The organism is Shewanella atlantica (assembly GCF_003966265.1).
GTDB lineage: Bacteria > Pseudomonadota > Gammaproteobacteria > Enterobacterales > Shewanellaceae > Shewanella > Shewanella atlantica.
Genome location: NZ_RXNV01000001.1, coordinates 1,051,605 through 1,065,684, shown reverse-complemented (window position 1 = coordinate 1,065,684; position 14,080 = coordinate 1,051,605). Strand labels below are relative to the sequence as shown.

Sequence of the window (14,080 nt, the reverse complement as noted above, 5' to 3'; positions counted from 1 at the left end):
GAGCCCCGAGCTCGTCTCTATCTTAACTCAGTCTGGTAAAGGCCTGACAGATCCGCTGTTCGCCCGTTTGTTTCGCCCGTTTGAGTGCCACCTCTGCATTACTCAGGTATTGCTCCAGACTCTGATTATCCTGATAGGCGGCTATGCCCATACAGATGCCTTCACCTAGCCCCATATCATTCAGGCTACCCATGGACTTGATAGCGAAGTGATGGGCATTATCGGCATCTGTGTCCGGCAGTATGATGATTAACTTGCCCAGTTGCCAATGGGACATCTGGTAGCCTGTAGGTAACTCTCTGAGAAGTTGTATCTCTACCTCTTTCTGACGGCTTTCTAATTGACCAATATCACTCATATGACTGAGCATACTCTCGGCTGTGATATCGATAAGCAGGAGGCTTGAATTCTCCCTGCTGTATTGACTCAGAGACTTAAAATAACTGTCGAGATCCCTTAGGTTAACCAAGATGGTTGTGCGGTGAGGCACGAGGTCGCCGATGTCATGAATGCTGGCTTTAGGCGTCGCTTGCTCGAAGGTGCAGACGATATATTCGATATCGCCTGAGGAGTCTAAATTACCTTTGAGGGTGGCTTGTAGACACGCACTTTCGACACTATTAGGTGAACAAAGTACCTGTCCCTTCCAGCTTCCCTGAAGAATGATCTGCTGTAAAATCTGTGACCATTTATTGCCTAAGTTATGGTCCAATATTTCGGTTAACTTTTTGCTGGTGCACTCTTTTAGTTGGATCTGTTTATCGAATGCCGTGTTGGTTCTCTTCAACGTTCCATCGGCTGTTATCAGTGCCGTTGCAACCGCACTTTCATTGAGCAGGTGGTTGATATGAGCATCATCCTGAGCTTTTTTTAGCTCAGTCACATCTTCAAAAGTGATCAGCAGGTATTGGTTTTTCTTATCCGGCGTATGTTGGGTTTTAATGTGAGCTATCAGCTTTGCCTGACTCTCAGAACCTGCATCAAATTCACCCTTCCATTCATTTTCTTGTTGTAGCTGGTTCATTATCAGGGAGTAGTCTTCATCTTCCAGATGCAAAATCCGCTGTAAACTCCGGTCCAACAGGTCATCATTGGGCAGGGCTAACAGCTGAGCCGCTATCTGATTCGCCGAGATAACCCGGTTCTTATCGTTGACTATGATGCTGCCAACATCCCTGTGGAAGAGGCTGTTTGAAAGCTCGATACTGTATTGTCTGGAGCGCTGCTCGAGTCTATAGGAGTGGCTGAGAATGATCAGCATCGAAGCCAGAAAGGTGAGTACCGTCGCTCCGCCGATAAGGATACTGCGCCATTGAGAGAAGTTTGCTGCAATATCATCGTTACGAACATATGAAACCAGAAAATACTCTCTTCGGGTTTCATATTGTGTCGTCAGTTCAACCTTAAGATAAACAAAGGTGGCGTTATCGCCATGGAATTGACCAAAGTTACTCATGGCCATCTTTCGCCAAAGAGCAGGATAACTCTGTTTCAGACTCCCTCCCATGGTATCCGGAACCCGCTTCAATGAGGGGCGTGAATCCGCGCCCGCATAGACCAGTCCCTGTGTATCTAACATCAGTAGTGGAGACTCAGTGCTTGAATAGGCGGGCTTAATGCTCTTGAGCATTTTCGACATAGAGTTATAGGTGACTAAATAGCCCCTTATACTCTGATCGGGGTTTTCGAGCCAGGCAAGCTGATACAGATAAGGCTCAAGCTTGCCATTGATCGGACTAAACTCCAGTGGCGAAGTATAGATCTCGTTTCCACCCATATTACGTGAGCCGCCGAGCAGAGAGGGGGGTAAGGGGTCATGACTAAAGTCATCGGTGGTGGCAAATTTAAAATTGCCTTGGGGGTCAAACAGGGCGATATCCAATAATTCGGGAATATTCTTTGTAATTACCTGCCAGTTGTTCTCTAACTTCTCTTGCCTGCCTACGTTGGGAATATTCAGGTAACGATTGAGAAGTTCAGATTTAGCAAACATCTGGGTTCTGAATTGTTGAAACGAGACTTTATCGGCGATCAGTGTCCCCACGGCCTGAAGTTCGCTGTATCTCTGGGTGGCCCAGTCCTCCTGCAACCTGCGCTCACCAAGGGTGATGATGACGTTACTGAGCAACACAACGCTAAGTAGCAACAGGCACAGCTGGGCACCAACAGATATTAATCGTTGGTTAGACCAATGGATCCCTTGGGCGTCGATAAGCAGAGGTAGATTTCGCGTCAGCATTTAGAGTTTTAATGTTGTTTATTTTATGGATGTTCATGTTAGCATAAATCCACATTTCGGACACTGCCAGTTACACCCTTCTAACCTAGTGATAATTAATGTGATTCAGATCAGTTGCATGATCTGGGGCTGTTGTTTTATCTCACTGTTTACTATCCGACGACGCCGAGCATCCTGTGTTTAAATTCTGCACCACTGGTCTCGACAAACTCCCTGCAAGCCGCGATGTCGACACCTTCTAGCCCATCTATGGCAGAGACTTGAACGTTCTTAATATAACCTGGGGCAAGGCGAATAAATTCGCTGACGCTTTGATAGGCGTTTTTAAGCTTAGGCCGGCAGTGTTCGATATAGGCCTGCTCGGTATCGGCGTTAAGTGAAATGGAAAGGGCATCTACACAAACCGCGAGTTCCGGCAAAATATTACGCCTATGGAAAAGGTTGCCTAAACCATCGGTATTGACCCTGACATATCCCCCTCTGTGTTTGATCTCTTTGGCTATGGTGAGCAGGGTGTCTAAATTGAGGGTGGGCTCGCCATAACCGCAGAATACGTATTCATCAAAATTCTCAACATCACCCAGCAATGGGATGATCTCTTCCGCTTTGGGCTGATGATTCAGATCTAATTGGTACTCATGAACCTGCTTGCTGCCATTATGCTTCGGACAAAACTGACAGCGTAGAGTGCAGCGCCCGGTGATGTTCAGATAACGGCTGTTTCGAATATCATAAACCAGTGTCGAACTCATGTTCTTCGAAGCTGGGTCTGTCACGGGATCGTTTATGGACTTAGTGCTGGTTGAAGCGGATTGAGGTGCAAGAGTCATAGGAGGGAGTAATACTGGTAAATAATGGTACCGATTCTATAGGAACTATGATGATGAAACTGTCGGTCAGATCGAAAAAGGGAGGCCGTGCCTCCCTTTTATTGTTTCTCTATCTATTGTTTCCTATTTTTAGAGCGTTTAAGCCATGCCATCTTGATTAGGTGTTGGCTTTGGTTGCCACCACCAGTTATAGAAACGTCGCAGCGCTCTTCCCAGCCATGAGAAAAACCGCTTTACATCGTCCAGTACGATATAAAGCAAGGGGATCAAAATCAGCGTCACCACAGTAGAGAACAAGATCCCGAAGGCGAGTGAGGTCGCCATAGGTATCACGATCTGTGCTTGCAAACTTGTCTCTAAGAGGATGGGGACAAGACCCACAAAAGTGGTTAATGACGTTAAGATAATCGCACGGAAACGATGGCAACCGGAGTCAACGGCGGCTTGGGTTATCGATTGCCCCTGAGCGCGAGCCTTATTAACAAAGTCGACCAGGATGAGTGAGTCATTTACGACAACGCCCGCAAGTGCGACTATGCCACATAGACTGAGGATATTGAGTGCTAACCCCTGGATCAGGTGACCAAACAATGCCCCTATGATACCAAATGGGATCACGGCCATGATGATCAATGGCTGGCTATAGGATTTAAGCGGTATCGCCATTAAGGCATAGATAGCAAATAGTGCAAATAAGAAACCTTGCACTAAGCTAATCAGCGCACTTTGCTCATCGGCGCTGCCACCATCTAAGGTTGTCGAAATTTGTGGATATTGAGTTTCTAAATAAGGCAGAAACTCCTCCTGAATTTCGGCAACGATTTTAGATGGTTCTACCTTATCCTTATCTGCATTGGCGATAATGGAAATGGCACGGCGACCATCGACACGTGTGATAGATGAGTAGGAGTCGCCCAATTCAATTTCGGCCACGGTAGAGAAGGGGACCGAGATCCCACTGGGGGTACGGATCATCATATTTTCAAGATGACCTACAGAGCGGCGCTGATCGAGCGGATAGCGCACCATCACTTTCACCTCCTCCTTATTTCTCAATATCCTCTGCGCTTCGAAGCCGTAGAAACCATAGCGAACCTGGCTGGCAAGATCCGAAAGGGTTAAGCCTTGCGCTTCAGCTTCAGGCTTAATATTGAGACGGATCTCATGGCTTCCCGATGAGTAGTTATCGGAAATATCATAGATACCTTCATAGGTTTTCAGCTTGTTTTTAAGCTCGTCTGAGGCTAATGCAAGCTGCTCCAGATTACTGGAGGAGAGCCTGAATGATATATCGGCGCCTGCATCATTGGTGCTGGCATTGATATTAAGCTTCTTCACCGAGAGCTGTTCAGGTATGTTTTCACGCCATAGGTTGGCGATTCTCACACCATCGACTTCACGATCTTCACCCTTGGTGAGTTCGGCAAAGATAAAGGCTGAGGTGCGCGAGCTCATGTCGATAAAACTGTGCTTGACGACCGGGTATCCCACTTCATCTTCTATCTGCTCATTCATGGTATAGAGTGCATCCTCAATCTCTTTTACCACCTTTAAAGTATTGTCTTCTGAGCTGCCAGGCTCCATCTCCAGTTGAACCTGAATGAAATCTGAAGGCAGATCGGGGAAGAAGACCCAACGCACCGTGCCACTTACAACCAGTGCGATAGAGAGAATGAGCACTCCGATAAATACCGCTACAACGCTATATCTATTCTTGATACAGGTCTCTAAAAAATAGCGATATTTATGATGGATAAAATGCTGGATCTTATTATTAAGTGCAACTTTAAAGCGCACGAAGACATTCGGGTTAAGGTTTGGTTTTTTCGGCTTCATATGAGCCAGATGCGCCGGTAAGATAAGCTTAGATTCTACCAGGGAGAAAACCAGACAGAGGATGACAATCATCCCGATGGATTTCCAGATGATCCCCTGAGGGCCCGATACCATCAACATGGGAATAAAGGCCGCTATGGTGGTTAATACCCCGAAGGTGGCCGGCATGGCGACTTTTTTTGCGCCTTTAATGACATTATCCAGGGAATGGCCATGCCGTTCGGTTTCACTATAGGCGCTCTCTCCTATCACGATGGCATCATCGACGACGATACCGAGTACCAGAATGAAGGCGAATAGGGTTAATAGGTTAATCGACATCGAAAACGGTTCGATAGGCATTAATAGTGCGGTGCCTAAGAAGCAGACCGGCAGCCCCATCATTACCCAGAAGGCGAGCTTAACATCAAGGAAGAGAGCGAGGATCAGAAATACCAACACGGCCCCGTAGAACATGTTGGATAACATCATGTTCAAACGTCCCTTGAGGTAGTGAGTCAGGTCGCCCCAGGTATCAAGTTTGGCTGAGGCCGGCAGAGTCTTGCTACGCTCGGCGATGTACTCTTTTACCTGCGCCGAGATATCCAGCGCGTTTTGATCGTCAATACTGGTGACTTCGATAATTGCCGCGGGTTTTCCGTTAAAGCGGGTGTACTCGAGTCTCTCCTCAAAGTCATCCTTAATCGTGGCGACTTGTGGCAACATGATTCGGCTACCGTCGGTTCGGGTAGAGACCACTATTTTCGAAAAGTCATCGCCGGTATAAGCCTGGCCCTTGGTTCTCAGTAGAATGTCACCATCCTGTGCCCGAATAGAACCTCCGGGAAGATCGATTGAGGAGCTCTGCACCGCTTTTGCTACTTGGGCAAAGCTAAGTCCATACTCTCTGAGTTTATCTTCCGATACCTCAATGCCTATCTCGTAATCACGGACGCCGGCGACCTTTGCACGGGTGACAGAAGGCAGTGAAGTGATATCTTCTCTGATGCTTTTAGCCAGCTCCTTCATCTCGTGCAGGTCGAGATCACCATAGACAGAGACCCAGATAACATTGTTTTCCGGTTTGATACGGAAGATATTAGGTTTTTCGATATTATCCGGAAAGGTAGAGATGGCATCGAGCCTGAGTTTTGCTTCATCGAGGATATCTTGAGGATCGTAGCTGTCCTGAACCTCAATGGTCACCGAGCCCACGCCTTCACTGGCAACCGAAGTGACCTTCTTGATGCCATCAATATCCTGAATCGATTCCTCAATTTTTATGTTGATCCCCTCTTCGATCTCTTGGGGAGCAGCACCCGGATAGGCAACAGAAATTTGCAGATAGTTTAGTTCAAAAGAGGGAAATATCTCTTTATTGATGACAAAAAAACTACTGAATAACCCCCCAAGGATCAGGAAAGCCATAAGCAAATTAGCGGCAACCGTATTTCTGGCAAACCAAGCCATTATCCCTGTTTGTGGCACCATTATTGATCACCCGCCGCGGCTAAACGCCGCTCTTTTGCAATATCGGTTTCGGGCAGGTTAGTGCCATTTTCATTCGCTTCACCTAAGATTTTGACGAGCTGGCCAGATGAGACATTTGTCAACTTAGTTAACGAGACACGTTCGCCATCTTGCAAGCTATCTTTGATATAAACACTGTTAACATCGGTTCTTACGACATTGACTTCACGAACCTCAATAATGTTATCGGCTGAGATAACGGCGACCTGGCCATTACGGACAATATGGCGAGGGAGTTGAACTATGCCATCTACGGTACGGCCCTTTATCACAGCCGTGACAAAACTGCCGTACTTGAGGGGGAGTTGACCCTCAGTGCTGCTTTTTCTCTGGTATGGGTCTTTAATTTCGGCAACCAGATAAACCATACGGTTTTCGGCATCGATCACGCCTTCGCTGCGAATGATATTACCTGTCCAGGTGACGGTTTTTCCAGCTAAGGATGCACTGAGAGTGACCTCTGTATCAGGATTGTCTACCGACTCCAGATAGGCGAGATCGTTATTGGCGAGTGGTAAACGGATCTCCGCAATGCGAGTGTCATAAAGTTCACCCAGGTTAGTGCCTAAAGTCACGTATTGGCCCAGATCTACGCTTCTTGTCTTGATTATCCCTTCAAAAGGCGCACGAATAACGGTTCTCTCAAGGTTACGCTTAGCGCGTGCTAGTGAGGCTTGGGCAAATTTAACATTAGCTTGCTCCTTCTTGAGTTGAGGCAGGCGTAATCCCAGCTCCGGCGGGAGTCCTCCGTCATAGCCTTTCCAATCATTCTTAGCCACTTCACCGCGAGCTATCTCCTCCTCTAAAGCCGCCTGTGCCTGTGCCAAGCTGGCCTGAGCTTGATTGAGATCTGCTTCATAATCCGATGGTTCAATGACTGCAAGCTGTTCGCCTTTTTTCACTACGCCACCTGCAACAAAGTTGGCGGAGATGGTTAATAGCCTGCCTTGAACTTCTGTGACCAGTTGAGTCTTGTTCTTTGGGTTTACCACACCATAGGAGGGCAGGTTCAATGAAACTGTTTTCTGCTCTACCTTAACCACATCAACGATTGGGATAGGTTTTTGCTCTTCCTTCTGTTCAGGAGCCTCCTTGGTGCTAATGAGAAGCCAAGCGGCTACGCCAAAAAAGACAAGAATATAGAGGGGAGTTAATCTCCTGAGTATTGTTTTTATCATTGTTATCCCGCTTTTCCATGCTGAAATTCTTCTAAGCCCTAAATTACCAGAGTAGAAGGGCGGGATACATCTGTTTTTGTAAATAAAATGTATCAATTGCCACGGCAAAGCCTGAGATAAGCTGTAAAAGATGAGTTAGAAGTCGTTAAAAGCACACTCTTTTTTATTTTCAGGCCTTGAAGGGGAGAATGTTACGAACTCTAGTTAGAGCTAAAATAGTATGGGGGGCTTGAAGCTTGGTATTTATAAGGGATAAGGTTTAAGTGGTAAGAGATACTTGAAGATTGGAAGTTGTAAGCGGCAAAAAAATTCGAATGTTCCTGCTTTTCGCCGTCATTCCGGGTCTTGTTTCAGGACCCATGCCTGTTAGTGCTTGAGATATAGCTGGAGTGGCAGGCTCTTAATGTAGGAGCGGCTTCAGCCGCGAATCTCTATGATTCTTTCCAGGCAAAAAAAGAGCCGCTGATAGCGGCTCTCATAATAGAATTAAATTTAGAAGCTAAACGTTTACTTCTTTTTCTTCTTTTTGTTTTTCTTGCTGAAAGTCTTTTCACCAGGCTTTACTTTGTTTTTTCCCGGTGGCTTAGCTTCTTTATTCTTAGGTCTGAGATCTTTGATGAATCGACGCTTAAGTGGCTGATCCATGTAACGTTCAATCTTACCTACCACCCGAATATCATGGGCTTCGACCAAAGATATTGCTGTGCCTTTTGCGCCGGCGCGACCTGTACGGCCGATACGGTGAACATAAGTGTCTGCAGATCTGGGCATATCGAAGTTGATCACATGGGTGATGTCATCGACATCGATACCACGTGCGGCCACATCGGTAGCCAATAACACATTCACTTCGCCTTTAGTGAAACGCCCAAGGGCTTGGAAGCGCTGCTTCTGCTCCATATCACCACGCATAAAGCTACATGGAATGCCTTCTTTCTGCAGTAACCCTTCCAGGCTGGCGACCGCCTCGCGAGTCTTAACGAAGACGATGGCTCGCTTGGTCTCTTCTTGTTGTAAGATGCTACATAAGAGTTTGAATTTATGCTCTTTATCATCGGCGATATGGATCCACTGATGAATCTTAGCCTTTTCACTGCGAGGCGCCTCGGCTTCAACTTTAACCGGGTCAGTCAGCAGTTGATGAGAGAAACGGCCTACGTCACTCCCCTCAAGGGTGGCGGAAAACAGCATGGTCTGCTTGCGACCCACTGATTCGATAGCTATGGTTTCGACGACGGCAGAGAAGCCCATATCCAACATTCTGTCGGCTTCATCGATAACCAGAACTTCAACTTCTTCGGCATTAAACTGACCCTTGTCGAGGTATTCCATCAATCGACCGGGTGTCGCTACCAAGATATCGACGTTGCCTTTCAGGGCTTCCTCTTGTGGCCCATAAGGCACACCGCCTGTGATGATGACGGTATTGAAATCCAATTCAGAAGCCAGGTGAGAGGCATATCTGTGGATTTGGCTCGCGAGTTCGCGTGTTGGGGTCAAAATCAGGATACGAGCCTGACCTGAAAAGCGTCTCGGGAAGTCGATCAGGTGCTGAAGTGCCGGCAAAAGGAAGCTGGCAGTTTTACCTGTCCCTGTCGGTGCACGCGCAAGAATGTCCCGCTGATCCATGGCCAATGGGATCGTTTGTTGCTGTATGGTGGTAGGCTTGTGATGGCCCATGGCTTTCAATGACTCTAGTAAAATAGGGTCAAGCAGGAGATCTTCAAATTGCATGTGCAGCGTCTCAATAAATAATAGCCGAACATTATAAAGGTTAATCGCACTAACTTAAATCATTAGTTGAGCCCAATGAGGAAAAGCGGCTCAGGGTGATTAAACTTTGCTGCTTCCCCATTTACGGTGTTTAGATAGTGGCTCACCAAGCACCTTTAGTATTTCAGATAAAAGCCGGTGATCAACTGCTTCATCTCTTCGGTGTAACTGCCGTCGAGCTCTTTGATGCAAAAGTGCTCGGTGACAAGGTCAATGGATTTAGCCGGTGCACAGCTGCTCTTATGGCAAAGGGTGAAGAGATGCCTATGAGGCGTTTTTCGCTGAGAGTCTGAGATATCGGTTACCTGACTAAACTCAAGCAAAGAGTCTGCAAGCGAAAGCTCAAATTCACTCATACTCTGGCTGGGTAAAATCAAGCTGGCCGTACCGTTTGGCGCCAGCAGTGTGCCGATAGCCTCGAGTAGCGCGCAAAAGTCCAATGTACCGGTATGGCGAGCCTGGGCCCTGAGTTTATTCTGTGATTGGGTGCCACCTTTAAAGTAAGGCGGATTACAGATGATATGATCGAATAGCATCCCTTCAGTCTCAAGATGCTGCTTGCTGAAGTCCTGTACGCTCGAGTGCATCACTGTCAGCCGGGACGTCCAGGGTGAGGCGGCAAAATTCTTTTGGCAGGCGTTGACCGCGGTATCATCGAGCTCAACCGATGTTACCTCTGCATTACTGCGCTGAGTCGCCATTAAACTAAGCAGGCCGCTGCCGGCGCCGATATCCAGAATGTTTTGTGCATCGGACAGAGGTGCCCACGCACCCAAGATCACGGCATCTGTGCTGACGGGCATGCCGCAGCCAAAATCGTCTATATGAAACTGTTTAAAGGTAAAGGCCATCAGGATTGTTTATTGCTGAATGAAATTGGCGGGAATTGTACTCTATCGTGACGCTTATGAGGAGTAAGCTTCTGACCTTTAATTGTGTTGTATTTTTGTAAACCGGGTCGAGCGGAGCCCGTAAATGCTGGGCTCTGGTGATCTTTGTTGTCAATTTGTAATTTAAAGGTTTAACTTCTGGTGTTGATTGTTCCCGTTTTGAGGCGTTTCCTTGTCAAACTCTGATGATTTTGATAATAGTATGCCTCCGGAACCTGGGTTTTAACCCAGTTTCGGGAAGGTAAACCAGTTTTAAACAATTTTAGCGTCAGATATTCCCGCTTCTGTTCATAAACTCGCCATGTATCGGCCAAATTTACCACGGACCAGTGTAATCTAAAGTTTACACACAATTTTCTATCTCTATGTTAGTGGTGCCTGTGATGGGCGTAATAATTTGAGATCGTTTAAAAACACAATTTGATGGGGCAAAAAGTGCAAAATAAACAGATGACTATGGGTGATACCTTAGGGTTAGGGTTTATGACCTTCGCTTTCTTTTTAGGAGCGGGTAACCTGATTTTTCCACCTCTGGCCGGCTTCATGGCGGGTGAGAATATGACGCTGGCCATGATTGGCTTTCTAATTACTGCAGTGACTCTACCTCTGATAACCCTGATTGCAGTAGCTAAAGCAAACGGTAAAGTGATGGGGCTATTGCCTGCGTTCGCTGCCACCGCATTTGCCGTCGCCATCTATATCGTTATCGGCCCTGCCTTTGCTGCTCCCCGTGCCGGGCTTGTCGCTTACGAAATGGGCTTTAAACCTTTCCTCGAAGATAGCAGCGCGACCTTTATGGTGGCGGGTATTACCTTGAATGTATCTCAGCTGATCTATTCGGTGATTTTCTTTGGTGGTGCCATGTTACTTGCGCTCTATCCGGGTAAATTGCTTGATAGTGTCGGTAAAGTGCTGACCCCTATCATGCTGATACTCTTGGTCGGTTTAGCGGCTTCTGTATTCCTGTTACCCGGCGCAGAAGTGGGTCAAGCAGTTGGTGATTATCAGTCCAATCCGTTAACCAAAGGGATCCTGGAAGGTTACAACACCATGGATACACTGGCGTCACTGATCTTCGGTATGCTGATCATCGATATTCTTCGCAGAAAAGGGGTGAGTGATAGTAAGCAGCAGACTAAGTATCTGATCAGAGCCGCATTAATTGCTGCCGCCGGACTCGCGTTTGTCTATATCTCACTCTTCTATCTTGGCGCGACCGCCGGTGATATCGCCGTTGGTGCCGATAATGGTGGTGTGATCTTAACCAAGTATGTGAATCATGAGTTTGGAAGTCTGGGGCAGATACTCTTGGCTGCTGTGGTTACTCTGGCTTGTCTGACGACGGTTATTGGTCTGGTTACTGCCTGCTCTGAGTTTTTTAATGAGTTATTTACCAAGATCTCTTACCGTAAGTTTGTCGTTATCATCAGTGTTATATGCGCAACCGTCGCGAATGTTGGCTTGTCACAACTGATCAGTATCAGTGTGCCTGTACTCTATACTATCTATCCGGTGGCTATCGCCTTGGTTGCGGTAACTTTCCTGACTGAGAAATTTGCAATGCCTGAGTTCTCTCACCGTATAGTGTTGAGCGTTGCTCTGTTATTCGGGGTGATCGATGGTCTGAAGGCGGCGGGTATCGATATGAGTCTGACCGATTTTATGCCTCTGCATAATGAGGGCATGGCTTGGTTACTGCCGACTGGTTTGACTATTTTGGCTTGCTTATTCGTTAAAAAGCCAAAGTCAGAGCCGTTATTGAACTGATTACCTTTCGTCACTAAGCTGGCTTGGGTATATAATAAGGCGTAGCTGTTTTCAGCTGCGCCTTTTTTTATCCCATTTTCATCAATCATGTTTATATCATTAAGGAAACAGATTGGCAGAGTCCAGAGAAGAAACCTACTCCCCCGATCCTCTGATCGAACTCTTTCTCGATGACTTGTGGTCTAGCCGTGGCCTGAGTGATAACACCTTGTCAGCTTACCGGACAGACCTTAGTCATTTTGACCGCCATATTCAACGTGCTGACCAACAGTTAATAGAGGTTTCTCAAGAGGGGATCCGGAGTTATCTGGATATCCGCTTCGAGCAAGGCTTTGCCCGTACCAGTAGTGCCAGGTTGGTGAGTAGTCTCAGACGCTTCTATGGCTTCTTGGTTATCAGCAAGAGGATTGAGATTAATCCTATTGCACAGATCAAATCGCCAAAGATTGCCCGTAAGCTACCGGGATCACTCAGTGAGTCCGATGTCGACAGATTACTCTCTGAGCCCGATATTGAGGACTCAATAGAGTGCCGGGATAAGGCGATGTTGGAGCTGCTTTATGCCACAGGACTGCGGGTTACAGAGCTTGTTAGTCTGACAATGGAGCAGCTGAGCCTACGCCAGGGCTTGGTTCGGGTGATAGGTAAGGGAGGAAAGGAGCGTTTAGTACCAATGGGCGAGCTTGCGGTTGATAATATCGAGTACTACCTTCAGGGGGCGAGAGCCGAGCTGTTGAAACACAAGCAAAGTGATGTCCTGTTTCCCTCCAAGCGCGGGGTGATGATGACGAGGCAAACATTCTGGCATCGAATTAAACACTATGCCCTTCGCTCCGGCGTTTCTTGCGAGCTGTCGCCTCATACTTTGAGGCATGCGTTTGCGACTCACCTGCTCAATCATGGAGCCGACTTGCGTGTGGTGCAGCTACTGCTTGGTCATAGCGACCTATCGACGACCCAGATCTACACTCATGTTGCGAAAGCGCGTTTGAGCCAGTTACACACCGAGCATCATCCACGGGGCTAAGCTATTGTTGATTAGGTTTAGTACTGGGCCGGAATGTGACCTCACTCCCATACAAGAATAATTAATGGGATTTTATCGCAGAGATAGCTTTCATATTTTGCTAATACATAGTGTATAGTAAGCGCGCACTAATCTGCTTACAGTTATTATTTGCTTTATTTACATTGAAATTGTAACTTTTCAGGCCTTGATAAGGTCTAATCTTTTATGAACATACCCGAGCAGCAATGACTGAGTAGATTGGGTATAAGTAAACCCTACAAAGAACAGGATATCTAATGAAGTTTACCCGAGCACTTTCTTTGATTTTAGCCGTGGTATTAGCCCCTTTTGCTGCTGCCGCACCGAATACTCAATCCAATGCTATTGCTAACAGCGCTGAGCTAAAACAGAAATTAACCCAGACTTTAAGCGTGGAAGTTCATTCGCTACAGCAGTCACCCATTCCAGGTTTATATGAAGCTTTAACCGATCGCGGTGTGCTTTATATCTCTAAAGATGGTTCTAAACTGTTTCACGGCAGCTTATACGATCTCGACAAAGGGATGAAAAACCTGACCGAGGCGGCCATGGCGGGTCCTCGTATGAAGATGATTAAGCCACTCGAAGATAATATGTTGGTCTATAAGGCTAAAAACGAGAAGCATGTCGTCACCGTATTTACTGATATCAGCTGTGGATATTGCCGTAAGTTACACAATCAGATGGATGAATATAATGACTTAGGCATTACCGTGCGCTATCTTGCCTTCCCTCGTCGCGGCGTCCCTTCTGCCAATGCCGATGAGATGGAAGCGGTATGGTGTGCAGCCGATCCTCTGACTGCGATGACCGAAGCTAAGGCTGGTAAGAGCATTAAGACGGCTAAATGTGATGCAAAAATTGCAGAGCAATATCATCTTGGACAGAGTCTGGGAATTAACGGTACGCCGGCTATTATCTTAGAAGATGGCAGCATGATCCCTGGCTACCAGCCGCCTAAAGATCTGTTGCGCGTATTGGAATCAACCAATTAATCTCAGTTGTTTCCT

General features: G+C 46.9%; 9 protein-coding genes. 3 read left to right on the top strand and 6 right to left on the bottom strand.

Annotated features, from left to right (window positions below; genetic code table 11):
- Window positions 1–22: 22 nt before the first annotated feature.
- The 6 genes from EKG39_RS04620 to EKG39_RS04595 form a co-directional block, all read right to left on the bottom strand.
- Window positions 23–2,239, bottom strand: a complete 2,217-nt coding sequence (locus EKG39_RS04620) for a PAS domain-containing protein (protein WP_126504550.1) — start codon at window positions 2,237–2,239, stop codon at window positions 23–25.
- Window positions 2,240–2,391: 152 nt separating this feature from the next.
- Window positions 2,392–3,069, bottom strand: a complete 678-nt coding sequence (locus EKG39_RS04615) for a TatD family nuclease-associated radical SAM protein (protein WP_126504549.1) — start codon at window positions 3,067–3,069, stop codon at window positions 2,392–2,394.
- Window positions 3,070–3,207: 138 nt separating this feature from the next.
- Entirely contained in the window at window positions 3,208–6,375 is a 3,168-nt protein-coding gene (locus EKG39_RS04610; RefSeq protein WP_126504548.1) for an efflux RND transporter permease subunit, read from the bottom strand.
- Entirely contained in the window at window positions 6,375–7,592 is a 1,218-nt protein-coding gene (locus tag EKG39_RS04605; protein WP_126504547.1) for an efflux RND transporter periplasmic adaptor subunit, read from the bottom strand. Before EKG39_RS04605 ends, EKG39_RS04610 begins: the two co-directional genes overlap by 1 nt.
- Before the next feature lie 507 nt (window positions 7,593–8,099).
- Complete coding sequence (srmB, locus tag EKG39_RS04600; RefSeq protein WP_126504546.1) at window positions 8,100–9,326, bottom strand: ATP-dependent RNA helicase SrmB; 1,227 nt, start codon at window positions 9,324–9,326, stop codon at window positions 8,100–8,102.
- Between the two features lie 155 nt (window positions 9,327–9,481).
- Window positions 9,482–10,216: a tRNA1(Val) (adenine(37)-N6)-methyltransferase gene (locus tag EKG39_RS04595; protein ID WP_126504545.1), complete on the bottom strand. Its 735-nt coding sequence runs from the start codon at window positions 10,214–10,216 to the stop codon at window positions 9,482–9,484.
- Window positions 10,217–10,678: 462 nt separating this feature from the next.
- Between EKG39_RS04595 and brnQ the strand changes: the two genes are divergently transcribed.
- The 3 genes from brnQ to dsbC all read left to right on the top strand — a co-directional run bounded on the left by brnQ (window position 10,679) and on the right by dsbC (window position 14,065).
- Window positions 10,679–12,022 (top strand): branched-chain amino acid transport system II carrier protein, encoded by a 1,344-nt coding sequence (gene brnQ / locus EKG39_RS04590; protein WP_126504544.1) that lies wholly within the window; start codon window positions 10,679–10,681, stop codon window positions 12,020–12,022.
- 112 nt (window positions 12,023–12,134) lie between these two features.
- Window positions 12,135–13,049, top strand: a complete 915-nt coding sequence (gene xerD / locus EKG39_RS04585) for a site-specific tyrosine recombinase XerD (RefSeq protein ID WP_126504543.1) — start codon at window positions 12,135–12,137, stop codon at window positions 13,047–13,049.
- A gap of 278 nt (window positions 13,050–13,327) precedes the next feature.
- Window positions 13,328–14,065: a bifunctional protein-disulfide isomerase/oxidoreductase DsbC gene (dsbC, locus tag EKG39_RS04580; RefSeq protein ID WP_126504542.1), complete on the top strand. Its 738-nt coding sequence runs from the start codon at window positions 13,328–13,330 to the stop codon at window positions 14,063–14,065.
- Window positions 14,066–14,080 lie beyond the last annotated feature (15 nt).

What these genes read in the sequence shown, in the direction of transcription:
- EKG39_RS04620 (WP_126504550.1), bottom strand. Translation starts at nt 2,239, where the DNA reads ATGCTGACGCGAAATCTACCTCTGCTTATCGACGCCCAAGGGATCCAT.
- EKG39_RS04615 (WP_126504549.1), bottom strand. Translation starts at nt 3,069, where the DNA reads ATGACTCTTGCACCTCAATCCGCTTCAACCAGCACTAAGTCCATAAAC.
- EKG39_RS04610 (WP_126504548.1), bottom strand. Translation starts at nt 6,375, where the DNA reads ATGGTGCCACAAACAGGGATAATGGCTTGGTTTGCCAGAAATACGGTT.
- EKG39_RS04605 (WP_126504547.1), bottom strand. Translation starts at nt 7,592, where the DNA reads ATGATAAAAACAATACTCAGGAGATTAACTCCCCTCTATATTCTTGTC.
- srmB (WP_126504546.1), bottom strand. Translation starts at nt 9,326, where the DNA reads ATGCAATTTGAAGATCTCCTGCTTGACCCTATTTTACTAGAGTCATTG.
- EKG39_RS04595 (WP_126504545.1), bottom strand. Translation starts at nt 10,216, where the DNA reads ATGGCCTTTACCTTTAAACAGTTTCATATAGACGATTTTGGCTGCGGC.
- brnQ (WP_126504544.1), top strand. Translation starts at nt 10,679, where the DNA reads ATGGGGCAAAAAGTGCAAAATAAACAGATGACTATGGGTGATACCTTA.
- dsbC (WP_126504542.1), top strand. Translation starts at nt 13,328, where the DNA reads ATGAAGTTTACCCGAGCACTTTCTTTGATTTTAGCCGTGGTATTAGCC.